The sequence below is a fragment of the Azospira sp. MPR-LB4 genome (assembly GCF_058809525.1).
This window is the reverse complement of record NZ_CM179521.1, coordinates 1,542,416-1,568,936: the sequence shown is the minus strand read 5'-3', so window position 1 is coordinate 1,568,936 and position 26,521 is coordinate 1,542,416. Positions and strand designations below refer to the sequence as shown.

The 26,521-nt window shown below is 61.5% G+C and carries 25 protein-coding genes and 1 tRNA gene; 24 read left to right on the top strand and 2 right to left on the bottom strand.

What is annotated here, in order from left to right; translation table 11 throughout:
• Positions 1–45 precede the first annotated feature (45 nt).
• Genes AC3QLZ_RS07190 through AC3QLZ_RS07180 form a run of 3 tightly spaced genes read left to right on the top strand, consistent with a single transcriptional unit; the run spans position 46 to position 1,493 of the window.
• Positions 46–639 carry a phosphoheptose isomerase gene (locus AC3QLZ_RS07190; RefSeq protein WP_014235225.1) on the top strand — a complete coding sequence of 198 codons (594 nt, stop codon included), beginning with the start codon at positions 46–48 and terminating at the stop codon, positions 637–639.
• Positions 636–1,295 (top strand): BON domain-containing protein, encoded by a 660-nt coding sequence (locus AC3QLZ_RS07185; protein ID WP_014235224.1) that lies wholly within the window; start codon positions 636–638, stop codon positions 1,293–1,295. Before AC3QLZ_RS07190 ends, AC3QLZ_RS07185 begins: the two co-directional genes overlap by 4 nt.
• A 3-nt stretch (positions 1,296–1,298) precedes the next feature.
• Positions 1,299–1,493: a YqaE/Pmp3 family membrane protein gene (locus AC3QLZ_RS07180; RefSeq protein ID WP_014235223.1), complete on the top strand. Its 195-nt coding sequence runs from the start codon at positions 1,299–1,301 to the stop codon at positions 1,491–1,493.
• Between the two features lie 88 nt (positions 1,494–1,581).
• Here AC3QLZ_RS07180 and AC3QLZ_RS07175 read toward each other — a convergent pair whose 3' ends face one another.
• Positions 1,582–2,022, bottom strand: coding sequence for a DUF411 domain-containing protein (locus AC3QLZ_RS07175; protein ID WP_014235222.1), 441 nt, complete (start codon positions 2,020–2,022; stop codon positions 1,582–1,584).
• Positions 2,023–2,141: 119 nt separating this feature from the next.
• Entirely contained in the window at positions 2,142–3,959 is a 1,818-nt protein-coding gene (locus AC3QLZ_RS07170) for a methyl-accepting chemotaxis protein (protein ID WP_014235221.1), read from the bottom strand.
• A gap of 267 nt (positions 3,960–4,226) precedes the next feature.
• Here AC3QLZ_RS07170 and AC3QLZ_RS07165 point away from each other — a divergent pair, with 267 nt between their 5' ends.
• From AC3QLZ_RS07165 to AC3QLZ_RS07065, 21 genes are all read left to right on the top strand, one after another.
• Positions 4,227–6,092, top strand: coding sequence for a thiamine pyrophosphate-dependent enzyme (locus tag AC3QLZ_RS07165; RefSeq protein ID WP_014235220.1), 1,866 nt, complete (start codon positions 4,227–4,229; stop codon positions 6,090–6,092).
• Positions 6,093–6,101: 9 nt separating this feature from the next.
• Positions 6,102–6,719 (top strand): indolepyruvate oxidoreductase subunit beta, encoded by a 618-nt coding sequence (locus tag AC3QLZ_RS07160; RefSeq protein WP_014235219.1) that lies wholly within the window; start codon positions 6,102–6,104, stop codon positions 6,717–6,719.
• Between the two features lie 122 nt (positions 6,720–6,841).
• Entirely contained in the window at positions 6,842–7,696 is an 855-nt protein-coding gene (gene folD, locus AC3QLZ_RS07155; protein ID WP_014235218.1) for a bifunctional methylenetetrahydrofolate dehydrogenase/methenyltetrahydrofolate cyclohydrolase FolD, read from the top strand.
• The gene (purE, locus tag AC3QLZ_RS07150) at positions 7,693–8,193 is read left to right on the top strand and encodes a 5-(carboxyamino)imidazole ribonucleotide mutase (RefSeq protein WP_014235217.1); all 501 of its coding nucleotides are present in this window, start codon (positions 7,693–7,695) and stop codon (positions 8,191–8,193) included. Before folD ends, purE begins: the two co-directional genes overlap by 4 nt.
• Positions 8,194–8,216: 23 nt before the next feature.
• Entirely contained in the window at positions 8,217–9,371 is a 1,155-nt protein-coding gene (locus tag AC3QLZ_RS07145; protein WP_014235216.1) for a 5-(carboxyamino)imidazole ribonucleotide synthase, read from the top strand.
• A 19-nt stretch (positions 9,372–9,390) separates the two neighbouring features.
• A complete protein-coding gene (locus AC3QLZ_RS07140; protein WP_014235215.1) occupies positions 9,391–10,401 on the top strand; it encodes an L-threonylcarbamoyladenylate synthase in 1,011 nt (336 codons plus the stop codon).
• A 132-nt stretch (positions 10,402–10,533) separates the two neighbouring features.
• Entirely contained in the window at positions 10,534–12,168 is a 1,635-nt protein-coding gene (locus tag AC3QLZ_RS07135; protein ID WP_014235214.1) for a methyl-accepting chemotaxis protein, read from the top strand.
• A gap of 55 nt (positions 12,169–12,223) precedes the next feature.
• Positions 12,224–12,299, top strand: a tRNA-Ala gene (locus AC3QLZ_RS07130).
• A gap of 178 nt (positions 12,300–12,477) precedes the next feature.
• Positions 12,478–13,914, top strand: coding sequence for a mannose-1-phosphate guanylyltransferase/mannose-6-phosphate isomerase (locus AC3QLZ_RS07125; RefSeq protein ID WP_014235213.1), 1,437 nt, complete (start codon positions 12,478–12,480; stop codon positions 13,912–13,914).
• The gene (gene fcl, locus AC3QLZ_RS07120) at positions 13,911–14,882 is read left to right on the top strand and encodes a GDP-L-fucose synthase (RefSeq protein ID WP_014235212.1); all 972 of its coding nucleotides are present in this window, start codon (positions 13,911–13,913) and stop codon (positions 14,880–14,882) included. The genes AC3QLZ_RS07125 and fcl overlap by 4 nt, the downstream gene beginning before the upstream one ends.
• 14 nt (positions 14,883–14,896) lie before the next feature.
• Positions 14,897–15,988 carry a GDP-mannose 4,6-dehydratase gene (gene gmd, locus AC3QLZ_RS07115; RefSeq protein WP_014235211.1) on the top strand — a complete coding sequence of 364 codons (1,092 nt, stop codon included), beginning with the start codon at positions 14,897–14,899 and terminating at the stop codon, positions 15,986–15,988.
• A gap of 303 nt (positions 15,989–16,291) precedes the next feature.
• A complete protein-coding gene (locus tag AC3QLZ_RS07110) occupies positions 16,292–18,067 on the top strand; it encodes an ABC transporter ATP-binding protein (RefSeq protein ID WP_014235210.1) in 1,776 nt (591 codons plus the stop codon).
• 10 nt (positions 18,068–18,077) lie between these two features.
• A complete protein-coding gene (gene pseB, locus AC3QLZ_RS07105) occupies positions 18,078–19,076 on the top strand; it encodes a UDP-N-acetylglucosamine 4,6-dehydratase (inverting) (protein WP_014235209.1) in 999 nt (332 codons plus the stop codon).
• 2 nt (positions 19,077–19,078) lie between these two features.
• Positions 19,079–20,239: a UDP-4-amino-4,6-dideoxy-N-acetyl-beta-L-altrosamine transaminase gene (pseC, locus tag AC3QLZ_RS07100; protein ID WP_014235208.1), complete on the top strand. Its 1,161-nt coding sequence runs from the start codon at positions 19,079–19,081 to the stop codon at positions 20,237–20,239.
• A 52-nt stretch (positions 20,240–20,291) separates the two neighbouring features.
• Complete coding sequence (pseF, locus tag AC3QLZ_RS07095) at positions 20,292–20,990, top strand: pseudaminic acid cytidylyltransferase (RefSeq protein WP_014235207.1); 699 nt, start codon at positions 20,292–20,294, stop codon at positions 20,988–20,990.
• Positions 20,951–22,090, top strand: a complete 1,140-nt coding sequence (pseG, locus tag AC3QLZ_RS07090; protein WP_014235206.1) for a UDP-2,4-diacetamido-2,4,6-trideoxy-beta-L-altropyranose hydrolase — start codon at positions 20,951–20,953, stop codon at positions 22,088–22,090. Before pseF ends, pseG begins: the two co-directional genes overlap by 40 nt.
• Positions 22,083–22,613, top strand: coding sequence for a UDP-4-amino-4,6-dideoxy-N-acetyl-beta-L-altrosamine N-acetyltransferase (pseH, locus tag AC3QLZ_RS07085; protein WP_308806122.1), 531 nt, complete (start codon positions 22,083–22,085; stop codon positions 22,611–22,613). The genes pseG and pseH overlap by 8 nt, the downstream gene beginning before the upstream one ends.
• Positions 22,606–23,661: a pseudaminic acid synthase gene (gene pseI, locus AC3QLZ_RS07080; protein WP_014235205.1), complete on the top strand. Its 1,056-nt coding sequence runs from the start codon at positions 22,606–22,608 to the stop codon at positions 23,659–23,661. The genes pseH and pseI overlap by 8 nt, the downstream gene beginning before the upstream one ends.
• A gap of 68 nt (positions 23,662–23,729) precedes the next feature.
• Positions 23,730–24,692 carry a Gfo/Idh/MocA family protein gene (locus tag AC3QLZ_RS07075; protein WP_043797570.1) on the top strand — a complete coding sequence of 321 codons (963 nt, stop codon included), beginning with the start codon at positions 23,730–23,732 and terminating at the stop codon, positions 24,690–24,692.
• The gene (locus AC3QLZ_RS07070; RefSeq protein WP_014235203.1) at positions 24,689–25,981 is read left to right on the top strand and encodes a DegT/DnrJ/EryC1/StrS family aminotransferase; all 1,293 of its coding nucleotides are present in this window, start codon (positions 24,689–24,691) and stop codon (positions 25,979–25,981) included. The genes AC3QLZ_RS07075 and AC3QLZ_RS07070 overlap by 4 nt, the downstream gene beginning before the upstream one ends.
• Positions 25,978–26,520: a GNAT family N-acetyltransferase gene (locus tag AC3QLZ_RS07065; RefSeq protein ID WP_014235202.1), complete on the top strand. Its 543-nt coding sequence runs from the start codon at positions 25,978–25,980 to the stop codon at positions 26,518–26,520. Before AC3QLZ_RS07070 ends, AC3QLZ_RS07065 begins: the two co-directional genes overlap by 4 nt.
• The last annotated feature ends 1 nt before the right edge of the window (position 26,521 follow it).

Sequence of the window (26,521 nt, the reverse complement as noted above, 5' to 3'; positions counted from 1 at the left end):
GTTAGAATGGCCCTCACTTTTCCAACGCAACTGCCTCAAACCACTATGGATTTGATTTCCCGCATCAGCCAGCAATTCCAGGACAGCGCCCAGACCAAGCTGGACGCCGTCGAACTGCTGGCCGCCCCCATCGCCGAAGCGGTGGAAACCATGGTCAATTGCCTGGTGAACGACGGCAAGATCCTGGCCTGCGGCAACGGCGGTTCCGCCGCCGACGCCCAGCACTTCGCGGCCGAGCTGGTGGGGCGTTTCGAGGCCGAGCGCCAGGAACTGGCGGCCATCGCCCTGACCACCGACAGCTCCATCCTTACCGCCATCGCCAATGATTACGCCTACAACGTCATCTTTGCCAAGCAGGTGCGGGCCCTGGGCCGCTCCGGCGACGTGCTGCTGGCCATCTCCACCTCCGGCAATTCGGGCAACGTCATGGAAGCCATCCAGGCTGCCCACGATGCCGACATGCGGGTGGTGGCCCTGACCGGCAAGGGCGGCGGCAAGATCGGCGAAATGCTGCGGGAGGGCGATGTGCACCTGTGCGTGCCGGCCGACCGTACCGCCCGCATTCAGGAAGTCCATCTCCTGTCCATCCACTGCATCTGCGACGGCATCGACTGTCTCTTGCTGGGAGTTGAAGAATGATGAAGTCCCTGAAATCCCGTATCGCCCTGCCCCTGCTGCTGGCGGCCCTGGTGCCGACCCTGCAGGGCTGCTTCCCCGTGGTTGCCGGCGGCGTCACCGCCGGCGTGCTGATGGCCACCGACCGCCGCTCTTCCGGCACCTATGTGGAAGACGAGGGCATCGAGGTGAAGGCTGCCAGCCGTCTCTCCGACCAGCTGAAGGACAAGCTCCACGTCAATGTCACCAGCTACAACCGCAAGGTGCTGCTGACGGGCGAAGCGATCAGCGAGGAGGCCAAGGCCCAGGCCGAGCAGATCGTCGCCGCCGTGCCCAATGTGGCCGGCGTCACCAACGACCTGCAGGTGGCGGGCATCAGTTCCCTGTCCGCCCGCAGCAACGATGCCTACATCACCTCCAAGGTGAAGGCCCGCTTCATCGATGCCCAGCGCTTCTCCGCCAACCACGTCAAGGTGGTGACCGAAGCCAGCGTGGTGTACCTGCTGGGCATGGTCACCGAGCGCGAGGCCAAGGCCGCCATCGAGGTGGCTCGCACCACCGCCGGCGTGCGCAAGGTGGTGAATGTGCTGGAGATCATCAGCGATGCCCAGGCCAAGGATCTGGACCTGCGCCAGCAGCAGGATCCCAAGCAGAGCACCTCACCCCGCGCCGGCGGCTGAGCCATGTCCTACATCCTGGCCCTGTTCCTGCCCTTCTTGGCGGTCATGCTGAAGGGCCGCGTCATGGTGGGTATCGTCCTCCTGGTGTTGCAGGTGACCCTGATCGGCTGGCTGCCGGCCACCATCGTCGCCTTCTTCATCATCCACCAGGAGAACACGAAGCAGGCCATCCGCGACGCCATGGGGCGGCCGGACTAGCTCCTGCCGGAGCATCACCATTGAAAAAGGGGCCATCGGCCCCTTTTTTGTTTGCTGCTGTTTTCTGCTATTTCCCGGCGGGCTCGGCTCAGTGCCGGGCGAAGACCCGGGTCTGGCCGTCGTTGCTCACCAGCAGGGTGTCGTAGGGTTGGGGTCGGGCCGTTTCCATGCCCGGGGCGCCCTGGGGCATGCCCGGCACCGCCAGGCCCACGGCCTTGGGCTTTTCCTTGAGCAGGCGCTGGACGTCGGCGGCGGGCACATGGCCCTCAATGACGTAGTTGCCGATGCGGGCGGTGTGGCAGGAACCCAGGCTGTCCGGCATGCCCAGCTGCTTGCGGGCGGCGGGCACGTCGTCCACGTTGTGGCTGCGCACGGTGAACCCGGCGGCCTGCATGTGTTCCACCCACTGGCCGCAACAGCCGCAGTAGGGGCTCTTGTAAACATCCACCGCGGGCAGGGGCTGGGCGGCGTGGGCCAGTTGGGCGCCCAGGGCCAGCAGGGCGGCGGCGAGGAGGGGAGTCTTGGTCATGGCTTTCCTTCGGCAGGTCGGTGGCACATTGTCGCCGGACTAAGTTCGCCCGGCTTTGTCCTGGATCAGGTTCGGGGAATTGGGCGCCCCGGGCGCGAACCCGGGGCGGCTCCGGCTTCTCACGTGGCAAGCAGGGCGTCGGCCGGCACCCCGACCCGCACGTTGCCCCAATGGCGGCCGCCGACGTAGATGGGCATGGCGATGTCGCACAGCACTTCGCCGGTATCCCGCTGGTAGGTCTGCAGCAGCATGGGTTCCGTGTTGGCGGCGGAGCGCAGTTCCGAGGGGCGCTCGAACTTGCGGCAGACCCGGTTGCCCACCAGGTCGGTCTCGTAATCGCCGGTGAGGGGCTTGGAGTACTTCAGGTTATGGGCCGAGAGGTAGCTGTCGCTGGTCATGCCCACGGCGAAGGCGCAGCCTGGGATGTCCTTGAGACAGCTTTCCAGCAGGCCCTGGCAGGTCTGGGCATAGGTGTCGCCCCAGCTGACCTTGTATTTCTGCGGGTTGGTGTCGGGAATGGGCTGGTAGCTGCGGTCGAAGATGTTGATGCCCCGCTTGGCCATGGCTTCCAGTTCGGCCTGCAGGTCGTCGCGGAAGCGGCGGGTGCGGTCCACCGCCTGGTCGAAGGCGCCGGCGCCGATCTTGAAGCGGGACACCAGCTCCTGCACTGCTTCGGTGGCCTGGGCCAGCTCCAGGGTGCGTTGTTCCGATTCCTCCATGTGCTGGGCGACGCTGCCGGAGAGGCGGTGGATGCCGTCCACGTTCTCATGTACCTGCTCGTTGGTGGCGGACAGTTCCTCCATGGCGGCGGCGATCTGCAGCAGCTTTTCGCTGGTGCCTTCGAAATCCCCCACCATGCGCTGGAACTGCTCGGCGGAGCGGCTCACCACCTCCCGGGTCTGCAGCACGTCGGCGTTGATCTCGTCGTTTTCGCTGCGGGTGTTTTCCACCAGGGTGATGACGCCGTTGATGTTGCCGGCGATTTCGGCGGTGGCCTTGTTCACCCGCTCCGCCAGCTTGCGCACCTCGTCGGCCACCACGGCGAAGCCGCGGCCCGCCTCGCCGGCACGGGCCGCCTCGATGGCGGCGTTCAAGGCCAGCAGGTTGGTCTGGTCGGCCACGTCCCGGATCAGGGCGGCGATCTGCTTGACGCTCTCGGAGCGGTGGGAAAGGTCGTCCACCGTCTGGTTGAAACGGGTCACCTTGTCGCTGACGGCGTTGATCTTGCCGGCGATGTCCTGCATCTCGCCCAGGGATTGCCGGGCGATGTCCAGGTTGCCGTGGGTCGAGTCGGAAATGGCGTGGGTGCTGCCGGAAACGTCCTGGATGGCCCGGGTGCTTTCGCTGCTGGCGGTGAACACGGTCTCCGTCAGGCGTACCTGTTCCCGGGCGCTCTTTACCGTGTCCTCGACCCGGGCCTTCACCAGCACCGCCTCCCGGGCGATGCTGACGGACATCTTGCGCACTTCGCCGATGATCTGCCGCATCTTTTCGGCAAAGCGGTTGTAACCGGCGGAAAGCTCCCGCAATTCGTCCTGGGTGATGAGGGGCAGGTCCCGGGAGAAATCCCCTTCGCCCCGGGCGATCTCGTTGAAGATGCCGGTGATGACCTTCACCGGCCGCACGATGAGATGGCGCAGGTAGAGGATCTGGCCGATGTTCATGACCAGGGCCAACAGGGTCAGCCCGCCCATGATGTAGAGGCCGCTATCCAGGCTGGCGCCGATGCGGGCGAGCAGTTCGGGGCTGGCATTGCCGCTATGCAGCAATTGCTGGATGGTGTTTTGCTGGTAGAAATAGACGCCCAGATAACCCAGGTCTACGCAGAAAAGCAGCAGAAAACTGGACAGTTTCTTCGAAAGTGAATTGAAGAAGGTTTTTTCTATATTTTCGTACAACTGCCAGAACGCACTCTTTTGCTGCGGTGCATTATTCATTCCGGGTCTCCTGTGCCAACTATTTCACGTTTTTCGCGGTGGGACCAATGGTAATACGCAAATCCGGTTGCCGAAACTAGGGGGTTTACCGGGTAATGCGATGCATTTTCAAAGCGACTGCAATGCATGCCTTTTTCATGGCCAGAAGTCATTGTTTTCAGGCATCTATCCCCTCCGTGTCGTTGACTTGTGTCAAGACGCCACCGTATGGAGCCTGTTAACATCCCCCGCTTTATCAACACCTGAAACAAAGCAGGGGGAGACAACATGGCCGCTATTGCGCCCGTGCCGGCCCAGAGCCGGTTGCTCATGTCCGGCAACGAAGCCGTTGCCCGCGCCGTCTGGGAGGCCGGTGTCAAGGTTGCCGCGGCCTATCCGGGCACGCCGGCGACGGAAATGCTGGAAGTCATTTCGACCTATCCGGACCTCTACGCAGAGTGGTCGGTGAATGAAAAAGTTTCCCTGGAAGTGGCGGTGGGCGCGGCCTACGCCGGTTCCCGCTCCTTCTGCTGCATGAAGCACGTGGGCATGAACGTGGCCTCCGACGCCCTCATGACCCTGACCCTGACCGGCGTCGCCGGCGGTCTGGTGATCGCCGTGGCTGACGACGTGGGCCTCTCCTCCTCCCAGAACGAGCAGGATTCCCGCTACTGGGGCCGCTTCGCCCACCTGCCGGTGCTGGAGCCCGCCGACTCCCAGGAAGCCTACGAGATGACCAAGCTCGGCTACGAGCTGTCCGAGCGCTTCCAGGTGCCGGTGATCCTGCGCCTCACCACCCGCATCTGCCACGTCAAGGCCCTGGTCACCGTGGGCGAACGTCAGGAGCATGTGGGTGCCGGTTTCAAGAAGGAGCCGGCCCGCTGGGTGATGACCCCCTCCGGCGCCGCCCGCCGCCTGCCCCTGATGTTCGAGCGGGAAGCCGCTCTCAAGGCCGAGGCCGAGGTTTCTCCCTTGAACGTGATCGAGGCCGGCAGCGACCGCCGCCTCGGCTTCATCACCTCCGGCCCCGCCTACATGCACGTCAAGGAAGCCTTCCCCGAGGCACCGGTGCTCAAGCTCGGCTTCTCCTGCCCGGCACCCATCGACAAGTGCCGCGAACTGGCGGTCCTGTGCGACGAAGTGGTGGTGGTGGAAGAGGTGGAGCCCCTGCTGGAAACCGAGCTGAAGGCCCAGGGCATCGCCCTGCACGGCAAGGACATCCTGCCCCGCATCGGCGAGCTGGCGCCGCCCGTGCTCAAGGCCGCCATCGCCAAGCTGCGCGGCGAACCGGTGCCGGCCGTCACCGCGGTGGCGCCGATGCAGGTGTTCCCGCGGCCGCCCACCATGTGCGTGGCCTGCCCCCACCTGGGCGTCTATTACACCCTGTCTCAGGTGCGCAACATCACCATCGCCGGCGACATCGGCTGCTATACCCTGGGGGCCGGCCACCCCTGGAATGCCCTGGATACGTGCATTTCCATGGGGGCATCCATGGGAGTGGCGCTGGGCCTGGACAAGGGCCGGGGCGAGTCGGACAAGGACAAGCGCATCCTGGCGGTGATCGGTGATTCCACCTTCCTGCACATGGGTATGCAGGGCCTGCTGGACATCGTCTACAACCAGGGCAACGTCACCGTGCTGCTGCTGGACAACCGGGCCGTGGGCATGACCGGCGGCCAGAACAACCCGGGCAACGGCCTGGACATCCACGGCAACGAAGCGCCGCGGGTGGATTTCGTCAAGCTGGTGCAGGCCCTGGGCGTCAAGCCGGAGCGGGTGCACAAGGTGAACCCCTACGAGCTGCCGGTGCTGTTCAAGGCCATCCGCGAGGAGGTCAAGGTGGCCGAGCCTTCCGTCATCATCACCGACCAGCCCTGCGTGCTGACCGAGGCCTACCACAAGCTCAAGCCCTTCACGGTCATGGACGACAAATGCACCGGCTGCGGCAACTGCGTCGAAGTGGGCTGCCCGGCGATCCACGTCACCCGGCGGGAAAAGGCCATCAAGCCCAACGGCCGGGAAGTGGACCTCAATTTCGTGCGCATCGAGACTGCTGCCTGTACCGGCTGCGGCCTCTGCGTCCAGCCCTGCGCCCCCGATGCCATCGTCCATGCGGAGACGGTGGTGCCCATCAACATCCTCAAGAAGCACTGAGAGCGCGCCATGAGCATTGCAACGACCAATATTCTTGTTGTCGGCATCGGCGGCCAGGGGGTCATGACGGCCACGGAAATCCTGGCCGAGGCAGCCATCGCCCTGGGCCACGACGTGAAGAAGACCGAAGTGGCCGGCATGGCCCAGCGCGGCGGCGTGGTCTCGTCCCATCTGCGTTTCGGCCCCAAGGTGCTGTCGCCCCAGATCACCCCGGGCACCGCCCATGTGCTGCTGGGTTTCGAGGCGGCCGAGGCCATGCGCTGGCGCCACATGCTGGTACCCGAGGGTATCGCCCTGATGAACACCGCCCAGCTGACCCCGCCGGTGGTGGACCTGGGGCTCTACGACTACCCCGCGGATCCCGTCGGTTCCATGAAGGATTCCGGCTGCCGCGTGGTGGCCTTCGACGCCATGGCCATCGCCAAGGATCTGGGGGACATCCGTCTCGGCAACACGGTCATGTTGGGGGCGGTGGCCGACCATCTGCCCTTCTCCGCCGACATCCTGCTTAACTGCATCCTGCAGCGCTTCGCCCGTAAGGGCGAGAAGGTGGTGGAGCAGAACCGCAAGGCCTTTGCCGCCGGTCGGGCCGCGGTGGCCGCCACTGCCGAAGCGGCTCTGGCCTGAGCCTCGGGCAGGCCGCGATCCGGGGGAGGGTCCATTCTCCCCGGGGTTCTGATAAAATTGCGGCAATTCAAAGGGAAAGGCATTCGCCTTTCCCCTTTTCTTTTTTGTTGGCAGAGAAATCCATGACGGCACAAATTCTCGACGGCAACGCGCTGGCCCAGGAGCTGCGCGAAAGCTTCCAGTCCCGCGTCGCAGCCCTGACGGCCAAGGGCCACCGCCCCGGCCTGGTGGTCATTCTGGTGGGTGAAGACCCCGCTTCCCAGGTGTACGTGCGCAACAAGGTCAATGCCTGCGAGAAGGTGGGCCTGTATTCCGAGAAGATCACCTACGACAAGGATGTGAATCCCCAGGTGGTGCTGGACAAGATCGCCGAACTGAACGCCGATCCCAAGGTGCACGGCATCCTGGTGCAACTGCCCCTGCCCAAGCATTTCGACGAAGAAGCCGTGCTCGAGGCCATTTCCGCCGAGAAGGACGTGGACGGCTTCCACGCCGAGAACGTGGGTGCCCTGGCCCAGGGCAATCCCCGCTTCATCCCCTGCACTCCCTACGGCGTCATGAAGATGTTCGAAAAGGGCGGCGTGGACCTGGCCGGCAAGGAAGCCGTGGTGGTGGGCCGCTCCAACATCGTCGGCAAGCCCATGGGCCTGCTGCTGACCAATGCGGGCGCCACCGTCACCATCTGCCATTCCAAGACCAAGGATTTGCTGTTCCACACCTCCCGCGCCGATATCGTGGTGGCTGCCGTGGGCCGTCCGCGCATGATCACCGGCGACATGATCAAGCCCGGCGCCGTGGTCATCGACGTGGGCATCAACCGTCTGCCCGACGGTAAGCTGTGCGGCGACGTGGATTTCGATTCCTGCAAGGAAGTGGCTTCCCTCATCACTCCGGTGCCCGGCGGCGTCGGCCCCATGACCATCACCATGCTCCTGGCCAACACCATCGAGGCCGCCGAGCGAAAGGCAGCGCAATGAACCAGCCCAAGCACCCCGTGATCGGCATCGTCATGGGTTCCGATTCCGACTGGCCCGTGATGCAGGCGGCCGCCGTCATGCTCAAGGAATTCGGCGTGCCCTTCGAGGCCCGCGTCGTTTCCGCCCACCGCACGCCGGACCTGCTCTTCGACTATGCCGCCGTTGCTGCCGAACGGGGCCTCAAGGCCATCATCGCCGGTGCCGGCGGTGCCGCCCACCTGCCGGGCATGCTGGCCTCCAAGACCATCGTGCCGGTGCTGGGCGTGCCCGTGCCCTCCAAGCACCTTTCCGGCCAGGACTCCCTCTATTCCATCGTGCAGATGCCCAAGGGCATTCCCGTCGCCACCTTCGCCATCGGCGAAGCCGGTGCCGCCAACGCCGCCCTCTTCGCCGTGGCCCAGCTGGCCACCCATGATGCGGAGCTGGCCGAGAAGCTGGCCAATTTCCGTCAGGCCCAGAGCGAGAAGGTTCTGGCCATGAAGCTGCCGGAAGTGTGAGCGGAGACCGGGAAACCATGGCCATGATCCTGCCTCCCGCCACCCTGGGCATGCTCGGCGGCGGCCAACTCGGCCGCTTCTTCGTTTCTGCCGCCCACGAAATGGGCTACAAGGTCTGGGTCCTGGACCCGGATCCCCACAGTCCCGCCGGCCAGATCGCCGAGCGCCATCTGGCGGCCGCCTACGACGACTATGCCGCCCTGGACGAACTGGCCCAGGGCTGTGCCGCCATCACCACCGAATTCGAGAACGTTCCTGCCGACACCCTGGACTACCTGGCCAAGTTCCTGCCGGTGCGTCCCGCTGCGGCGGCTGTTTCCGTCTGCCAGAACCGCATCGTCGAGAAGACCTTCCTCCAGGATAACGGCCTGCCCCACGGCCCCTTCGCCGCCATCCGCAGCGAGGCCGACCTGGAGGCGGCCAGTGCCGGCCTGTTCCCGGGCATTCTCAAGGTGGCCCGCTTCGGCTACGACGGCAAGGGTCAGGCCGTGGTGAACAGCCGGGAGGAGGCCCTGGCCGCCTTCCGCGGCTTCAAGGGCGAGGCTTGCGTGCTGGAGCAGAAGCTGCCCCTGGATTACGAAGTCTCCGTGGTCCTGGCCCGGGATGAAAACGGCAAGGTGGCCTGCTTCCCCGTGGGCGAGAACCAGCACCGCAAGGGCATCCTGGATGTCTCCATCGTCCCTGCCCGGGCCTCCGCCTGCACCGCCGACAGTGCCCAGGAAATCGCCGAGCGCATCGCCGAGAAGCTGGGCTACATCGGCACTCTGGGGGTGGAGTTCTTCATCTCCCGCGGCCGGCTGGTGGTCAATGAAATGGCGCCCCGGCCCCACAACAGCGGCCACTACACCCTGGATGCCTGCGTCACCGACCAGTTCGAACAGCAGGTGCGGGCTCTCTGCGGCCTGCCCCTGGGTGAAGCCCGGGCCCACAGCGCCGCCGTCATGGTGAATATCCTGGGCGACATCTGGTACGAAGAGAAGGATGGGGTCGAGCATTACCGGGAGCCGGACTGGTCCAAGCTCTATGCGGTACCCAATCTGAAGCTGCATCTCTACGGCAAGCACCACGCCCGCCCGGGCCGCAAGATGGGCCACTTCACCGTCATCGGCGAAGACCCGGTGCAGGTGCAGCAGGCGGCGATGGCGGCCCGCGCCGCCATCGGCATCCGGGACGAGTAAAAGGGGCGCCGGAATCCTGATGCAAGCCGCCGCCATTTCCGCCTGCCCGCCCAGCCCGGCCGATATCGACCGGGCGGTGCAACTGCTCCAGGCCGGCGAGCTGGTGGGCATTCCCACCGAGACGGTGTACGGTCTGGGGGCGGATGCCTCCAATGCGGAGGCGGTGGCCAAGATCTTCGCCGCCAAGGGGCGTCCGGCGGATCATCCCCTCATCGTCCATCTGCCCGGACACGACTGGATCGAACGCTGGGCCGCAGATATTCCCGATGCCGTCTGGGAGCTGGCTGAGTCCTTCTGGCCCGGTCCTCTGACCCTGATTCTGAAAAAGCAGCCCTGGGTGCCCGATGCCGTGACCGGCGGCCAGGACACGGTGGGGCTGCGGGTGCCCGGCCATCCGGTGGCCCTGGCGCTGTTGCGGGCCTTTGCCCAGGCCGGTGGCAGCGGCGGTGTGGCAGCCCCTTCGGCCAACCGTTTCGGCCGTATCAGCCCCACCGCCGCCCAGCATGTGGCCGACGAACTGGGCGAGCGGGTGCCCTTTATCCTGGACGGCGGAGCCTGCCCGGTGGGGATCGAATCCACCATCATCGATTTTTCTTCCGGTGTCCCCCGGCTGCTGCGGCCCGGCCACATCACCCCGGAGCAGATCGAGACCGTCATCGGTGTCCGGCCGGAAAAGCCCCTGGGCGCCGTGCCCCGGGCCTCCGGCACCCTGGAAGCCCATTACGCCCCCCGCACCCGGCTCAAAGTGGTGGCCCGGGAGCGTCTTCTCGATTTTCTCAACGTGGTGCGCCACCGCGGCGGCTTCTGCGGTGTCATCTGCCACAGTCAGCCACCCCATGCGGGCATGCCCCATGTGTGGAAGATGCTGCCGGCCGATCCGGCGGGCTATGCCCACGGCTTCTATGGGGCCCTGCGGGAGTTGGATGGCGCCGGTGCCGACACCATCGTGGTCGAGGCGTTGCCGGAAGGCCCGGCCTGGGCGGCGGTTGCCGACCGTCTGCGGCGGGCCGCCTTCGGTTCGGGCGAGTGATTCCTGGGGGCCGGCACTTGTTGGCCCCTTTTACTTTTTCTGCCACCATGAAAAAAAGGCGCCGGAGCGCCGATGGTGGTTCAACGGTTCGTGTTGCGGCCCCCGCAGAGGGGCTTCTAGTCAGGGGGTCGAATGTTTAATTTCGAACGGATCAAGGTGCGTACGCGCCTGATGATTTTCTTCGCCGGGGTGGTGCTTGGCCTGCTCGCGGTCGGGATATTTTCCCTTTACGTCCTGCGGGACAACCTGATGGAAGACCGCCGCCTCAAGACCCGCAATGTGGTGGAGTCGGTGCTGGGGGTGGTGGACTATTTCCACAAGCAGCAGCAGGCCGGCAAGCTGAGCGAGGAAGAGGCCAAGCGCCAGGCCATGGATTCCCTGCGCAACGTCCGCTACGACGGCAAGGAATACTTCTGGGTTCAGGACCGCAACCTGGTCATGCTCATGCATCCCATCAAGCCGGATATGGAAGGCAAGTCCCAGGCCGCCCTGAAGGACCCTAACGGCAAGCTGTTCTTCCAGGAAATGGAAAACGTGGTCAAGGCCAGCGGCAAGGGCTTTGTGGACTATTTGTGGCCGAAACCGGGTTTCGACCAGCCGGCGCCGAAAATTTCCTACGTGGCCGAATTTCCGGCCTGGGGCTGGGTGGTGGGATCGGGTATCTACGTCGATGACGTCAATGCCGTATTCCGCCAGCAGGCCCTGCTGTTCAGCATCATGGTGGTCATTACCCTGGCTATCCTTTCTGTCATCTCCTGGCTGATCAACAGCAGCATCCTGCGCCAGCTGGGAGGTGAGCCGGCCTACGCGGTGGAAGTGGTCCGCCACATCGCCGAAGGCGATCTGGTACGGCCGGTGGAGTACAGTTCCCCCGACAGTCTTCTGGCTGCCATGCAGACCATGCAACAGAAGCTGGCCAACATTTTCGGCGACATCAACGGCATGGCTTCCCGCCTCTCTTCCGGCGCCGAGCATGTGTCGGTGGCGGCCCGGGAAACCAGCGTCGCGGCCCACAACCAGGCCCAGTCCACCTCGGCCTCGGCCGCCTCCATCGAGCAGATGACGGTGAGCATCAGCGAAGTCTCCGAAATCGCCACCCAGACCGAAGCAAACTCCTCCCAGACCGCCGCCCTGGCGGAGGAGGGGGCCGGTCTGGTGAAGAACGCGGCCCAGGAAATCGAGCTCATTTCCCGCACCGTGGCCACTTCGTCGGAGCAGATCCAGTTGCTGCAGCAGCGCTCCCAGGAGATCGGCGGCATCGCCAATGTGATCAAGGAGATTGCCGATCAGACCAACCTGCTGGCGCTGAACGCCGCCATCGAGGCAGCCCGGGCCGGCGAACAGGGCCGGGGTTTCGCCGTCGTCGCCGATGAGGTGCGCAAGCTGGCAGAGCGGACCGCCAAGGCCACCACGGAAATCGCCCAGATGATCGACTCCATCCAGGAGGAGACCCAGACCGCCGTGCAGGCCATGGCGACGGCCGCGCCCCAGGTGGACAAGGGGCTGGAACTGGCGACCCAGGCCACTGCCATGCTCGACGAAATCCATCGCCAGGCCCTGGATTCCCTCGGCAAGGTGCGGGATGTGGCCCTGGCCACCACCGAGCAGGCCACCACCGCCACCGACATTGCCAAACATGTGGAGCACATTGCCTCCATGGCCGAGGAAACCAACGCCACCATGCAGAACAATGCCGCCGAGGCCGAGCAACTCGAAGGTTTGGCCGACCAGTTGCGCCAGACCGTCAGCTATTTCCGGGTGTCGTGAAGACGTTGTCTTTTTGACAGCTAAGACCTTGTTGCTATAATTCTTTCCTCTTAGTGGGGGGGTAGCTCAGTTGGGAGAGCGTCGCGTTCGCAATGCGAAGGTCGGGAGTTCGATCCTCCTCCTCTCCACCACCATTTCAAGGCAGCCCTTTCGGGGGCAGGCCTGCAATCTTTCCTCTCAAGGGTTGGACGTTCCGGCTGCCGAGTCTGGCAAGGTGGTCCGGAAGCGGCAGAGGAGGGCAAGACCCAGCTCGACGGGGGTACATGTCGGTGCGCGGTGTTTCCTAGACCAAGAGGATGCAGTCATTTCATGAAGAATCCCACCATTACAGCGGTCATCCTTTGTGGTGGATCCGGGACCCGGCTCTGGCCTCTGTCCCGCAAGAGTTTTCCCAAACAGTTTGTGCCCCTCCTGGGTGACAAAAGCCTGCTGCAGCTGACTTTTGAACGTACCAGCGGACTGGGAGAGCGGGTCTTGGCCGTGGCGGCGGAAGATCATCGCTTCATGGTGACGGACGACATGCTGGCAGCCCGTGTGGCGGGCGCCGTCATTCTGGAGCCGGCTGCGCGTAATACAGCTGCTGCCATGGCCTTGGCGGCCTTGCAGGCGATCCAGGATGGCCTCGATCTGCTGCTCTTCTGCCCCGCAGATCATCATGTCCCTGATGTGGAAGGCTTCCTCCGGACCATCCGTCAGGGTGTGCCGGCAGCCCAGGCCGGTGCGCTGGTGACCTTCGGGGTTGTTCCTTCTTTTCCCAGTACCGCTTACGGCTACATCCAGCGCGGCGATTCTCGTGCCGATGGCAGTTTCCATGCCGGGCGTTTCATCGAAAAGCCAGACCTGGCCAGGGCCCAGGAGTTACTGCTGGCCGGGGATAACCTGTGGAATGCCGGTATTTTCCTCTGTCGGGCAGTCATTTTGCTGGAAGCGCTTGAGGCTCATGCTCCGGATATCCTGCTGACGTGCCGTCAGGCCATGGCTGATGCGCAGGTCGAGGTGTCTCCCAGCGGTCATGCCTTTGTTCGGCCTGAAGCCCGGAGTTTTGGCACCTGCCGCTCCCAGAGCATCGACTACGCCGTCATGGAACAGCATGACAATGTGGCGGTGGTCCCTTTCGAGGGGCAGTGGAGCGATGTAGGCAGCTGGAATGCAGTTGCCGATCTTCAGGTTCCGGATGGGGACGGAAATCGGGTGGCAGGCCAGGGTATGGTTCACCACTCCAGCAATACCTTCATTCATGCTCCTCATCGTCCGGTGGTGGCATTGGGGACCGATAATCTGCTGATTATCGATACGCCTGATGCGGTGCTGGTGGCCCACCGGGACAAGGCCGAGCAGGTCAAGGACGTGGTGACCCGCCTTGAGCAGGCCCAATGCACCCAGGCGGTTACCCATCGCAAGGTGGCTCGTCCCTGGGGCTGGTATGACAGCATAGACCGGGGCGAGCGTTTCCAGGTCAAGCGTATCGGTGTCAAGCCGGGCGCCAGCCTCAGCCTGCAAAAGCATCACCACCGGGCCGAACATTGGGTGGTGGTCAAGGGTACGGCGGAAGTCACCTGTGGCGAGAACACCTTCCTCCTCAGCGAAAACCAGTCCACCTATATCCCCATTGGCGAAGTGCATCGCCTTCGGAATCCGGGCGTGGTTGAACTCGAGATTGTGGAGATCCAGTCCGGCAGTTATCTGGGCGAGGATGACATCGTGCGCCTGCACGACACCTACGGTAGAGCCCCCCAGCAACAATGAGTCCCATGCCCAAAATTTATGTAGCAGGCCATCGCGGGATGGTCGGTTCCGCCATCGTCCGGACCTTACTCGGGCAAGGTGTTCGTTCCCAGGACATCATTACCCGCACTCATGCGGAACTGGACCTGACAAACCAGACGGAGGTACGTGCCTTCTTTGCGGCCGAGCGTCCGGAGCAGGTCTATCTGGCAGCCGCCAGGGTCGGCGGTATTCATGCCAACAACACCTACCCGGCCGAGTTTATCTACGACAACCTGATGATCGAGGCCAATGTTGTCGATGCGGCTTTTCGTGCAGGTGTCCGGAAGCTGTTGTTCCTCGGCTCCAGCTGCATCTATCCCAAGCTGGCACCCCAGCCCATCGCGGAAGGGGCGTTGCTGACAGGAACCTTGGAGCCGACCAACGAACCCTATGCGGTGGCCAAGATTGCCGGGATCAAGCTGTGCGAAAGCTACAACCGGCAATATGGTGTGGACTATCGCAGTGTCATGCCAACCAATCTGTATGGTCCCGGCGACAATTACCATCCCGAAAATTCCCATGTGATCCCGGCCCTGATCCGGCGTTTCCATGAGGCGAAAAGCGCCAATGTACCGGTGGTGACGGTATGGGGCAGCGGCACGCCGATGCGGGAATTCCTCTATGTGGACGACATGGCGGCTGCCAGCGTGCATGTGATGAATCTGGACAAGGCCCGCTATGACCAGCATACCCAGCCCATGCTGAGCCATATCAATGTCGGCTGCGGTTATGACATTACAATCCGCGAGTTGGCGGAGACCGTTGCCCGGGTAACCGGTTATTCGGGAAAGATCGAGTTTGATGCCTCCAAGCCGGATGGCACGCCGCGCAAGCTGATGGACAGCTCCCGGCTCAACGCTCTCGGCTGGCAGGCCAAAGTATCCCTGGAAGAGGGGTTGTCTGCTGCCTACAGGGATTTCGTAGAAATTCAATTACCCCGCTCATAGAGGGACTAAACCGTATGTCTAAACCCAAAGTCGCCCTCATCACGGGCGTTACCGGCCAGGATGGCGCCTATCTTGCTGAACTATTGCTGAGCAAGGGCTACATCGTCCACGGACTGAAACGCCGCACTTCCCTGTTCAATACGGACCGCATCGATCACCTTTACCAGGATCGGCACGAAGAGAGCGTTCGCTTTTTCCTGCACCACGGCGACATGACGGACAGCTCCAGCCTGATCCGCATCATTCAGCAAACCCAGCCCGATGAAATCTACAACCTGGCGGCCCAGAGCCATGTCGCCGTCAGCTTCGAGGAGCCGGAATACACCGCCAATTCCGATGCACTTGGGGTGCTGCGGATTCTTGAGGCTATCCGTATTCTAGGGTTGGAAAAGAAGACCCGCTTCTATCAGGCGAGCACGTCTGAACTTTATGGTCTGGTCCAGGAAATTCCTCAGAAGGAAACCACGCCCTTCTATCCCCGCAGTCCTTACGCGGTGGCCAAGCTTTACGGTTACTGGATTGTCGTCAATTATCGTGAAGCCTACGGTATCTATGCCTGTAACGGCATCCTGTTCAACCATGAAAGCCCGATTCGCGGCGAAACCTTTGTGACCCGCAAGATCACCCGGGCCCTCGCCCGTATCAAGCTGGGGCTTCAGGACTGCCTGTTCCTCGGCAACATGGATGCCAAGCGGGACTGGGGCCACGCCAAGGATTATGTGGAAATGCAGTGGCTGATGCTGCAACAGGAAAAGCCCGAAGATTTCGTCATCGCCACCGGTGTGCAGTACAGCGTGCGGGACTTCGTCAATGCGGCCGCCCAGGAACTGGGCATGCAGATCCGCTGGGAGGGCAGCGGGGTGGATGAAAAGGGTTACGACGCCCACGGCAAGTGCATTGTCGCCGTCGATCCTGCCTATTTCCGTCCGACGGAAGTCGAAACCCTGTTGGGTGATCCCAGCAAGGCCAAGGAAAAACTTGGCTGGACCCCCAGGACCAGTTTCGCCGAACTGGTGGCCGAGATGGTGCGCGAAGACCTGAAGAGTGCCGAGCGCGACGAACTGGTCAAGAAGCATGGCTTCAAGGCCATGGACTATCACGAGTGACTTTGCCCGCAAGGAAGATACGCTTTCAGGGCCTGATGCTGCTCTCCTGGGGCCTTGTCTGAGTAAGCTTCGGGCCTTAACTGGAGGCGGTAGTCGCGGTCCGCTCCAGCCGACAAATCACTCTATATCCTGCATGAACAAGGGGTGCCTTGTTCATGCAGCAGACAGCTCAGACTAGGTTCTTTTCATGCTGGTCCGGTGGCTTGTGCGGTCATTTGCAGTCAATTGTGGAAACGAGGATTGAGTTTTTTTAGATTCCTTTCGCTTTCGCATTTTTAGTGCTTTGCCCAATTTTTCTTAGCTATGGCCGTCCCCCATTCCCTCTTTCCCCTGTTGTCCCGCCTGTGGGCCCATATCGGCCAGGGCCAGCGGCGGCAGCTGTTCCTTCTCTTCCTGCTGATGATGGTTGTTGCCCTGGCCGAGATGGTCAGTATCGGCGCGATTTTCCCGTTCCTGGCGGTACTGACAGGGCCCGAAAGGGTCTTCAATCATCCTCTGGGCCAGTATTTCGCCTCCTTGTTCGGATTGGTGGAGCCCCGGCAGTTGCTGTTGCCCATTACGCTCCTGTTCGCTGTGGCGATTGTGCTGGCTGGCTGTATGCGGCTGTTGCTGGTTTGGGTGCAGGCCAACATTTCCTACGCGATCGGTTCAGATTTGGCCCTGGATGTCTACCGGCGGACCCTGTACCAGCCGTACGCCGTTCATACCAGCCGCAACAGCAGCGAAATAATCAACGGCGTCTATAGCAAGGCGAGCGGAATCAGCAGCTACGTGATCCTGCCCCTGGTCACCATCGTCAGTACCGCCACGCTGGTTGCCGCGATACTGGTCACCCTGATCGGAGTGGACCCGTTTACCTCTTTGCTGGCACTGGCAGGATTCGGCGTCATCTACGGTGGCGTGATCAAGCTGACCCATCGCCGGTTGTTCCGTAACAGCCGCCTGGTGGCGGACGAGGCAGGAAGGGTGATCAAGTCGCTGCAGGAGGGGCTTGGGGGGATTCGCGATGTCCTGATCGACAGGACCCAGGATGTGTACTGCGGCGCCTTCAGGAAAGCGGATTTGTCCATGCGCGCGGCCCAGATCAACAGCACCTTCATTGCCCAGAGCCCCCGTTTTGCCATGGAGGCATTGGGGATGCTGCTGATTGCAACCCTGGCGTACAACCTGGCGCAGGGCGATGGAGGGATTGTCTCGGCCATGCCGGTCCTGGGGGCCCTGGCGCTTGGAGCGCAACGTCTGTTGCCTCTGCTCCAGCAGTGTTTCCAGGCCTGGTCGTCCATTCGAAGCAATCAGGCATCCCTGGCGGACACGCTGGATTTGCTTGAGCAGCCCATGCCCGAACATGCGCGGCAAGGTGATGTGCACCCCCTGGTATTCGAGCGGAACATCAGGCTTGATGACGTGTACTTCCGCTATTCCCCCGAATCGGACTGGGTACTCCGGGGAGTGTCGCTCGAAATACCCAAGGGCAGCAGGGTCGGGGTCATGGGGGAAACCGGCTGCGGCAAGAGCACCATGCTGGACATCGTGATGGGACTGTTGTCCCCAACCTCAGGTTCGCTGGCAGTGGATGGGGTGGTCATTGGAGCGGAAAACGGGAATGGCTGGCAAGCCCATATCGCCCATGTGCCCCAGAGCGTTTTCCTGGCAGACAGTTCCATCGCCAGCAATATAGCGTTTGGCGTCCCTGTCGATGAGATAGACATGGAACGTGTCCGGGAGGCGGCTTTGCGGGCCCAACTGCTGGATACCATCCAGTCGTGGCCGGAGCAATTTGATACCCGGGTCGGGGAGCGCGGAGTGCGTTTAAGCGGCGGCCAGCGGCAGCGCATTGGCATTGCCCGCGCCCTGTACAAGCGTGCCGATGTCCTCGTTTTCGATGAGGCCACCAGCGCGCTGGACAATGAGACCGAACGGGCTGTAATGGAATCGATTCAGGCCTTGGGTGCCGATACGACCGTGCTCATCATTGCACATCGCCTGAATACGCTTAATAGTTGCAATATCATCGTCGAGCTCGGCAAGGGGCAGGTAGCCCGCGTAGGCTCCTATCGAGACATCCTCTCCAATTCCTAGAAGAAGCACCATGCTGACAAATACTTCGATCCTGATCACTGGGGGCACCGGTTCGTTTGGTAACACATTCGTGCCGATGACGTTGGCCAAGTTCAACCCCAAGAAGATCGTCATCTTTTCCCGGGATGAAATGAAACAGTGGGAAATGGCCAAGAAATTTGGCGGAGACGAGCGGGTCCGGTTCTTCATCGGCGATGTACGTGACCGGGAGCGTTTGTACCGGGCTCTCGATGGCATCGATTATGTGGTTCACGCAGCGGCGACCAAGATCGTGCCGACAGCCGAGTACAACCCGTTCGAGTGCGTGAAAACCAATATCAATGGCGCCATGAACCTCATCGATGCCTGCATCGACAAGGGGGTGAAACGGGTGGTGGCCTTGTCCACCGACAAGGCCAGCAGTCCGGTTAACCTGTATGGCGCTACCAAGCTGGCCTCCGACAAGCTGTTCGTTGCCGGGAATTCCTATGCCGGTGGCCATGACACCCGTTTCGCCGTCGTTCGCTACGGCAACGTCATGGGCTCCCGCGGCTCGGTCATCCCTTTCTTTATGTCCATCAAGGACAAGGGAGTGTTGCCTATCACCGACGAACGTATGACCCGGTTCATGATCTCCCTGGAGCAAGGGGTGGAACTGGTCTGGCACGCCTTCGGCGATATGGAGGGCGGCGAGATCTACGTCAAGAAGATTCCGTCCATGAAGGTGACCGATTTGGCCCGGGCCATCGCTCCCAATGCCAGTCTCGAATATGTTGGCATCCGTCCGGGGGAAAAGCTCCACGAACAGATGATCAGCGAAGAAGATGCCCTGTATTCCTATGAATACCCCGAGCATTTCAAGATACTCCCGGCAATCCATAACTGGCATTTGAGTCCTGGCCGGATCAAGGATGGCAAGAAGGTGCCGGAAGGCTTCAGCTACACCAGCGACAATAATTCGGAGTGGATGGGAATCGAGGAACTGCAGCGCTGGATTGCCATCAACCAGGAAAAGATCGGGAACATCTGACCATGATTCCCTATGGACGCCAGGAAATCACCGACCGGGACGTCGAGGCGGTGCTTCAGGTTCTCCGCTCCGATTTTCTGACCCAGGGGCCCGTAGTCCCCCGCTTCGAGGAGCGGGTAGCCGCTCATGTCGGAGCTGCCCACGGTGTTGCAGTGAACAGCGCTACCTCGGCCTTGCATATTGCCTGTTTGGCGTTGGGGCTTGGGCCTGGTGATTGGTTGTGGACCAGCCCCATAACTTTTGTCGCTTCTGCCAACTGCGGTTTGTATTGCGGCGCCCAGGTCGATTTTGTCGATATCGATCCCCGCACCTTCAACATGTGCCCCCGGGCACTGGAAGCGAAGCTGGCGGCGGCGGAAAAGACCGGGCGTCTGCCCAAGATATTGGTGCCCGTCCACATGTGCGGGCAGCCTTGCGATATGGCGGCGATTCATGAGCTGGCGAGCCGTTACGGCATCAGGATCATTGAGGATGCCTCTCACGCCATCGGCGGGAAATATCGGGATGAGTACATCGGTAACTGCCGTTTTAGCGATGTGACGGTGTTCAGCTTCCATCCGGTCAAGATCATTACCACGGCCGAAGGCGGGATGGCCCTCACCAACGACTCCTCCCTGGCCGAGCAGATGGCTTTGCTGCGCAGCCATGGGATCACCCGGGACCCGGCACGAATGACCCACGAGCCTGACGGTCCTTGGTATTACCAACAGGTGGCCCTCGGTTTCAATTATCGGATGACCGAACTGCAGGCGGCCCTTGGGGTGAGCCAGCTGGAGCGGTTGGATGCCTATGTGGCTCGTCGCCATGAACTGGCCCGGCGCTATGATGCGCTTCTCGCCCCTCTGCCGGTTTCCATCCCGTGGCAGCATCCGGACGGCTATTCCGGATTCCACCTCTATATCGCATGCTTGCAGGGAGAAGTGTCGCCGGAGCGGCATCGGCAGGTCTTCGAGGCTTTGCGCAGTCGCGGAATCGGTGTCAATGTCCATTACATTCCCGTGCATACCCAGCCGTTCTATCGGGACATGGGGTTTCGGGAGGGGGATTTCCCCCTTGCTGAAGACTACTATCGGCAAGCCATCAGCCTTCCTCTCTACCCGGGAATGAGTCTGGACGACCAGGATGCGGTAGTTCAAGCCTTGAGTGAGGCCCTGGCTAGCTGACCGGGAAGGGGCAAGCTGTCAGTCATTTGCTGAACATGAACCAGGAATATCTATGAGACTCGCCGTCATCCCCGCCCGTGGGGGCAGCAAGCGCATCCCGCGGAAAAACATCAAGACCTTTTGTGGCAAGCCGATGATTGCCTGGTCCATCGAGGCGGCATTGGCGAGCACCTGTTTTGACCGCATCATCGTTTCCACCGACGACGAAGAAATTGCCGCCGTTGCACGGGGTTGGGGAGCGGAAGTGCCTTTCTTTCGGCCAGCCGAGCTTTCGGGGGACCATGCAGGCACTATTCCTGTGATTGCCCACGCTGTTCAGTGGCAGCAGGCCAACGGGAAAGCGGCGGACCAGGTTTGCTGCATCTACGCGACGGCACCGTTCGTGCATGCGCAGGATTTGCAAACAGGTTTTCAGACACTGCTGAATACCGGGGCGGATTACGCTTTCTCTGTTACCAGCTTTGCCTTTCCAATTCAGCGGGCCATTCGCATCACCAAGGAACACAGAGTGGAAATGTTCCATCCTGAGCATTTCCACACCCGCTCCCAGGATCTGGAAGAAGCATTTCATGATGCTGGTCAATTCTATTGGGGGAGGGCCGATGCTTGGCTGGCCGGAAAACCAATTTTTTCCCAGGACGCGGCGCCAGTGATTCTGCCGCGCCATCGCGTCCAAGACATTGACACGCCTGAGGATTGGGAGCGTGCCGAATGGATGTTCAGGGCGCAACAACAAGCTACGGCTGCATGAGCGCAGCGAGGGTCGCTTTTCGCGTCGATGCCTCCCTAATCATCGGGACCGGCCATGTCATGCGCTGCCTGACATTGGCCGGCTCTCTGCGCGCTCTCGGATGCGACGTTTTCTTTATTTCCCGGGAGCATCCGGGTAATTTGACCGAAATTGTGCGCGCCGCAGGTTTCCCTGTCCGGATTCTGCCAGGGTGTCACCAGGAAGAGCCTCCCTTGCCCCATCCCTCTACGTCCCACCTCTCCTGGTTGGGCGCGGACTGGGCTCTTGATGCACAACAAACCCAAGTCGCGTTGGGGGCCGGTTCTGTAGATTGGCTGGTGGTCGACCATTATGGACTGGACGCCCGGTGGGAATCGCAGCTTCAGTCCTCATGCCGTCACTTGATGGTGGTTGATGATCTGGCTGATCGTCCTCATTCTTGCACCGTACTGCTTGACCAGAACCTTGGTCGTTCGCCGCAGGATTATTCTTCCCTGGTGCCTGCATCATGTCGGCTGCTTGTTGGCCCCCAGTTTGCCCTGCTCCGGCCGGATTTCGCCGCTAGGAGGGCTCTTGGTGTCGTGCGTCGATATGGTGGAGAGGCTCCCCGGATACTGATTGCTATGGGGGGGGTGGATCGGGACAACATCACGACTCGCATGCTTAACGCTTTGGCTCATCGTGGTTTGCCCGAGGGCTCTACCATCTCCGTGGTGCTGGGAGTCCATGCTCCATGGCGCCGGATCGTTGAGGAAATGGCCGCAAAAATGCCCTGTGCTACCCGGGTTCTGGTCGGAGTGTCCAATATGGCTGACTTAGTGGCTGGCAGTGATATCGCTATCGGCGCCGCAGGAGGTAGTGCGTGGGAGCGCTGTTGCCTTGGTCTGCCGACCTTGATGATGGTTCTTGCCGACAATCAACGGGATGGCGCCACCGCCTTGGTTACGGCAGGTGCGGCCCTATTGTTGGATAATGACTTTTCCGATGGTGACTTCGCCGGGAAGCTCTCGCAGATTCTATGCCCTGAGCAGCATGCGGCAATGCGGGAAGCGTGCCTGCAGATAACCGATGGTAGCGGCGCCGATAGGATGGCCAGAATAATTGCCGATAACGATGTCTAAATCGAAGTGCACTGTCCGCCCCATGGATGAGGGTGATCTGGAGCGGGTCCTGGTATGGCGGAACTCTCCGGAGGTGCGGACATTTATGCTGACCCAGCATGAAATAACTCTTGCCGAGCATCGCGCATGGTTTGAGAAAGTTCATGCCGATGCATCCCGTGCCCTGCTGATTGCTGAAGACGAGGGCGGTCCTTTTGGTTTCGTCGGCTTTTCCGGTGTCTCAAAGGCAGGGGCAGCCGACTGGGGATTTTATACTGCACCGGAGGCCGTCCGTGGTTCCGGCAGGCAGTTGGGGGCTGCTGCGCTTGAGTACGCCTTTCACTCCCTGGCTTTGCATAAGGTGTGTGGTCAGGCGCTGGGCTTTAATACGGCTTCCATCCGCTTTCACCTATCCCTTGGCTTCCAGCAGGAGGGAGTGTTGCGGCAGCAGTATCAGATTGACGGCAAATACCATGACCTGATCTGCTTTGGTCTCTTGGAGCAGGAGTGGTGTTGCAGAACAGAGAGTGCAGAGGATGAATAGTAAGGAAGTCATTCGTATCGATGGTCGTGCCATCGGTGACACGTTTCCCCCTTATGTGATTGCCGAGCTTTCCGCCAATCACAATGGCCGCCTTGAAACGGCATTGCGTATCCTGGAGGAAGCGCAGAAGGCTGGGGCCGACGCCGTCAAGCTGCAGACCTACAGGCCTGACACCATTACCCTAGACAGCAGCAGCGAGGGCTTCGTCATTCAGGGCGGGTTGTGGGATGGGCGTCGCTTGTATGACCTGTACCAAGAGGCCCATATGCCCTGGGAATGGCATGCGCCCCTGTTCAAGCGTGGCAGGGAGCTGGGCATCACCGTGTTCAGTACTCCTTTCGATCCCACTGCGGTGGATCTGCTGGAAGATTTGAACGCACCTGCCTACAAGATCGCCTCTTTCGAAGCCGTCGACCTGCCCTTGATCCGCTATGTGGCGTCGACCGGCAAGCCGATGATCATTTCCACCGGCATGGCCGATGCGGAAGAAATCGCCGAGGCCATTGCGGCCGCCCGCGAAGGGGGCTGCCAGCAACTGGCAATCCTGCATTGCGTCAGCGGCTATCCCGCGCCGGCGGCGGACTATAACCTGCGGACCATCCCCGACATGATGGAGCGTTTCGGTCTGGTGACGGGGCTTTCGGATCACACACTGGATAACACGACCGCCATTGCCAGCGTGGCGCTGGGGGCCTGCATCATCGAGAAACACTTCACTCTGGACCGCCTTGGTGGCGGTCCAGATGACAGCTTTTCCCTGGAGCCGCCGGAATTGGCGGCGCTGTGCCAGGGCGCGCGTACAGCATGGGAGGCCCTGGGGCGGGTGGATTACGGGCGTAAGTCCAGCGAGCAGGGCAATGCCCAGTTTCGCCGCTCCTTGTACTATGTCAGGGATCTTGATGCTGGCGAGATAATTGGCGCGGATGCTGTTCGCAGCGTTCGCCCCGGCTTCGGGCTGGCACCGAAGCATCTGGATAGTGTCCTGGGACGCCGGGCAGCACGCAAAATAATGCGAAATACACCGGTTACCCCTGATTCTTTCGAGTGACTCCGGTAAACTTGCACCTTTAGGCCGGGGCGGCCCTCCGCCCCGGCGCAATGTGGCAGGGAGAATGTGTGAGTCTGGGCGCCGTTGTCATTGGTCTGGGAAGGATCGGTCTTACTTCGGACTTGCCGTCGAGTTCCGAGGGGTTCATCTTCACCCACGCCCGGGCATTTGCCATACATCCGGCTTTCCGCCTGCTCGGCGGGATGGATCCGGACCGGACGCGTTGCCAGGAAATGACCGAGACCTACGGGTGTCCGGCCTGTACCTCTGTTCCCGAACTGTTGACGGCCTGCCAGCCGGAAGTGGTGGCTATTGCGGCAGCGACTGCGGCCCATGCCTCCCTGGTGCGCCAGGTATTGGAGCATTCCCGTCCCCGGGCCATTCTGTGCGAGAAGCCGCTGTCCCACGACATCGGAGAAGCCTGGGAGATCGTAGCCGCCTGTCAGGCGGCCGGCTGCGAGCTTTTCGTCAATTACATCCGGCGTGCCGACCCGGCGGTGCAGGAGGTGCGGCGGCGTATCGATGCAGGTGAAATATCCACGCCCCTCAAGGGGGTTGTCTGGTATTCCAAAGGCCTGCTGCATAACGGTTCCCACTTTTTTGATCTGATGCAGTATTGGCTGGGCGACCTGGTTTCCGCCCAGGTGGTGGCACCGGGGCGCGACTGGCAGGGTGATCCGGAGCCCGACCTGCTACTGAGCTTTGCCCGGGGGCGCATCCATTTCCTGGCTGCCCGGGAAGAGGATTATTCCCACTACACCGCTGAGCTGGTTTCCCCCTCCGGCCGTTTGCGCTACGACCTGGGGGGCTGGAAACTGGTCTGGCAGCCGGCTGTGCCGAGCCCGACCAATAGCGGCTATACGGTCCTGGACCGGGTGGAGCATGAAATCCCCAGCCATCTGGCGCGCATTCAATGGCTTGTAGCCGACCAGTTGAAGCTGGCCTTGAGCGGAGAACAGCATTGCCTGTGCTCCGGGCAGGAGGCTTTGGGCGCCCTCGAACATCTCACTTCCATCAAAAATTCCCTATGAGCACTCAATCGAACACGGATGCACTGGCCCTATTTGGCGGCCCCAAAGCAATTGATCGGGCCTTTGTCCGCTACAACCCGATCGGCCAGGAAGAGCTGGAAGCGGCCAAAGCAGTGGTGGAAAGCGGGGTTCTTTCCCAGTTCATCGGTGCCTGGGGTGAAGACTTCCTTGGTGGTCCAAAGGTGCGGGAGTTCGAGCGTAAGTGCGAGGCCTATTTCGGCGTCAAGCATGCGATAACGGTCAATTCCTGGACCTCCGGGCTGATCGCCGCCGTTGGGGCGCTGGATATCGAACCGGGGGACGAAGTCATCGTTTCTCCATTCACCATGTGTGCAAGCGCGACAGCCATCCTGCACTGGAATGCCATTCCGGTCTTTGCCGATATCGAGCCCGATACCTTCTGCCTGGACCCCCGCTCCGTTGAAGCCAATATCACTCCCCAGACCAAGGCCATCATGGCGGTGGACATCTTTGGCCAGTCTGCGGACATTGATGCCCTGATGGAGATAGCCAGTCGCCATAATCTGAAGGTTATCACCGACACGGCTCAGGCTCCTGGGGCGCTATACAAGGGAAAGTACGCGGGTACCGTTTCCCATGTGGGGGGCTTCAGCCTCAACTATCACAAGCACATTCATACCGGCGAAGGCGGCATCCTGGTTACGGATGACGACAGGATCGCCGACCGTCTGCGCCTGATCCGCAATCACGCCGAAGCCGTGGTCGGCCCCATGGGCGAAACCAACCTGGCCAACATGATTGGCTACAACTTTCGTCTCGGTGAAATCGAGTGTGCCATCGGCCTGAGTCAGTTGAGCAAGCTGGAAGCGCTGGTCCAGGGGCGTCAGCGGGTCGCCGAATACCTAAACCGAGGGCTGGCAGGCTTGCCCGGGCTCCGGACGCCCAAGGTGCGCGAGGGCTGTACCCATGTCTATTATGTGTACCCCATGGTGCTAGACATTGCCCAGCTTGGAGTTTCCCGGGCCAGAATTGTCGAAGCCCTCACTGCAGAAGGCGTTGCCGGACTCGCTGCCGGCTATGTCAATGTACATATGCTGCCCATGTACCAGAAGAAAATTGCTTATGGCTCGAGGGGCTTCCCCTGGTCATCCGAAATCTGCAAGCGTGAGGTCAGTTATGCCAAGGGTGTCTGTCCGGTGGCTGAAGAGCTGCATGAATCGTCTTTCCTGGGCTTTGCCATGTGCCTACATGACCTGAGTGAAACCGATTTGGATCTCATCGTAGCCGCCTTCCGTAAGGTCTGGGCCAATCTGGAGGCGCTGAAATGATCTACCGCCTTGGTGACGCATACTATGTTCGTCCCCTCCGTGAAGCGGATCTGGACGGCCCCTACCTTTCCTGGTTCGAAGATCAGGAAGTTTGCCGCTACAACTCCCACGGCAAGTATCCGCGGAACCGGGAGTATTTCCGCGCCTTCTATGATTCCTTGAATGGAGCCGACAAGGTGGTGTGGGCCATTTGCCACGATCAGGACGGCCATATCGGCAACATTAGCCTGCAGGGCATTTCCAGTATCAACCAACATGCGGAATTCGCAGTCCTGTTGGGAGATCGTCGTCACTGGCAACGGGGGGTGAGCAGGATGGCGGGCCAATGCCTGATTGAGCACGGCTTCAACAAACTTAATCTGGTCCGGATTTTCTGTGGGACCGCAGCCACCAATCTGGGGATGCAACGTCTGGCCCTGAGCCTCGGTTTCAGGGAGGAGGGGCGACGTAAAGCCCATCTTTACCTTGATGGGCAATGGGTGGATGTGATCGACTTCGGCTTGCTCAGACCCGATGTGGCTGTTCAAGTAAGTATTTGAT

Coding starts and splice junctions, on each gene's coding strand:
- AC3QLZ_RS07190 (WP_014235225.1), top strand. CDS start 46: ATGGATTTGATTTCCCGCATCAGCCAGCAATTCCAGGACAGCGCCCAG.
- AC3QLZ_RS07185 (WP_014235224.1), top strand. CDS start 636: ATGATGAAGTCCCTGAAATCCCGTATCGCCCTGCCCCTGCTGCTGGCG.
- AC3QLZ_RS07180 (WP_014235223.1), top strand. CDS start 1,299: ATGTCCTACATCCTGGCCCTGTTCCTGCCCTTCTTGGCGGTCATGCTG.
- AC3QLZ_RS07175 (WP_014235222.1), bottom strand. CDS start 2,022: ATGACCAAGACTCCCCTCCTCGCCGCCGCCCTGCTGGCCCTGGGCGCC.
- AC3QLZ_RS07170 (WP_014235221.1), bottom strand. CDS start 3,959: ATGAATAATGCACCGCAGCAAAAGAGTGCGTTCTGGCAGTTGTACGAA.
- AC3QLZ_RS07165 (WP_014235220.1), top strand. CDS start 4,227: ATGGCCGCTATTGCGCCCGTGCCGGCCCAGAGCCGGTTGCTCATGTCC.
- AC3QLZ_RS07160 (WP_014235219.1), top strand. CDS start 6,102: ATGAGCATTGCAACGACCAATATTCTTGTTGTCGGCATCGGCGGCCAG.
- folD (WP_014235218.1), top strand. CDS start 6,842: ATGACGGCACAAATTCTCGACGGCAACGCGCTGGCCCAGGAGCTGCGC.
- purE (WP_014235217.1), top strand. CDS start 7,693: ATGAACCAGCCCAAGCACCCCGTGATCGGCATCGTCATGGGTTCCGAT.
- AC3QLZ_RS07145 (WP_014235216.1), top strand. CDS start 8,217: ATGATCCTGCCTCCCGCCACCCTGGGCATGCTCGGCGGCGGCCAACTC.
- AC3QLZ_RS07140 (WP_014235215.1), top strand. CDS start 9,391: ATGCAAGCCGCCGCCATTTCCGCCTGCCCGCCCAGCCCGGCCGATATC.
- AC3QLZ_RS07135 (WP_014235214.1), top strand. CDS start 10,534: ATGTTTAATTTCGAACGGATCAAGGTGCGTACGCGCCTGATGATTTTC.
- AC3QLZ_RS07125 (WP_014235213.1), top strand. CDS start 12,478: ATGAAGAATCCCACCATTACAGCGGTCATCCTTTGTGGTGGATCCGGG.
- fcl (WP_014235212.1), top strand. CDS start 13,911: ATGAGTCCCATGCCCAAAATTTATGTAGCAGGCCATCGCGGGATGGTC.
- gmd (WP_014235211.1), top strand. CDS start 14,897: ATGTCTAAACCCAAAGTCGCCCTCATCACGGGCGTTACCGGCCAGGAT.
- AC3QLZ_RS07110 (WP_014235210.1), top strand. CDS start 16,292: ATGGCCGTCCCCCATTCCCTCTTTCCCCTGTTGTCCCGCCTGTGGGCC.
- pseB (WP_014235209.1), top strand. CDS start 18,078: ATGCTGACAAATACTTCGATCCTGATCACTGGGGGCACCGGTTCGTTT.
- pseC (WP_014235208.1), top strand. CDS start 19,079: ATGATTCCCTATGGACGCCAGGAAATCACCGACCGGGACGTCGAGGCG.
- pseF (WP_014235207.1), top strand. CDS start 20,292: ATGAGACTCGCCGTCATCCCCGCCCGTGGGGGCAGCAAGCGCATCCCG.
- pseG (WP_014235206.1), top strand. CDS start 20,951: ATGGATGTTCAGGGCGCAACAACAAGCTACGGCTGCATGAGCGCAGCG.
- pseH (WP_308806122.1), top strand. CDS start 22,083: ATGTCTAAATCGAAGTGCACTGTCCGCCCCATGGATGAGGGTGATCTG.
- pseI (WP_014235205.1), top strand. CDS start 22,606: ATGAATAGTAAGGAAGTCATTCGTATCGATGGTCGTGCCATCGGTGAC.
- AC3QLZ_RS07070 (WP_014235203.1), top strand. CDS start 24,689: ATGAGCACTCAATCGAACACGGATGCACTGGCCCTATTTGGCGGCCCC.
- AC3QLZ_RS07065 (WP_014235202.1), top strand. CDS start 25,978: ATGATCTACCGCCTTGGTGACGCATACTATGTTCGTCCCCTCCGTGAA.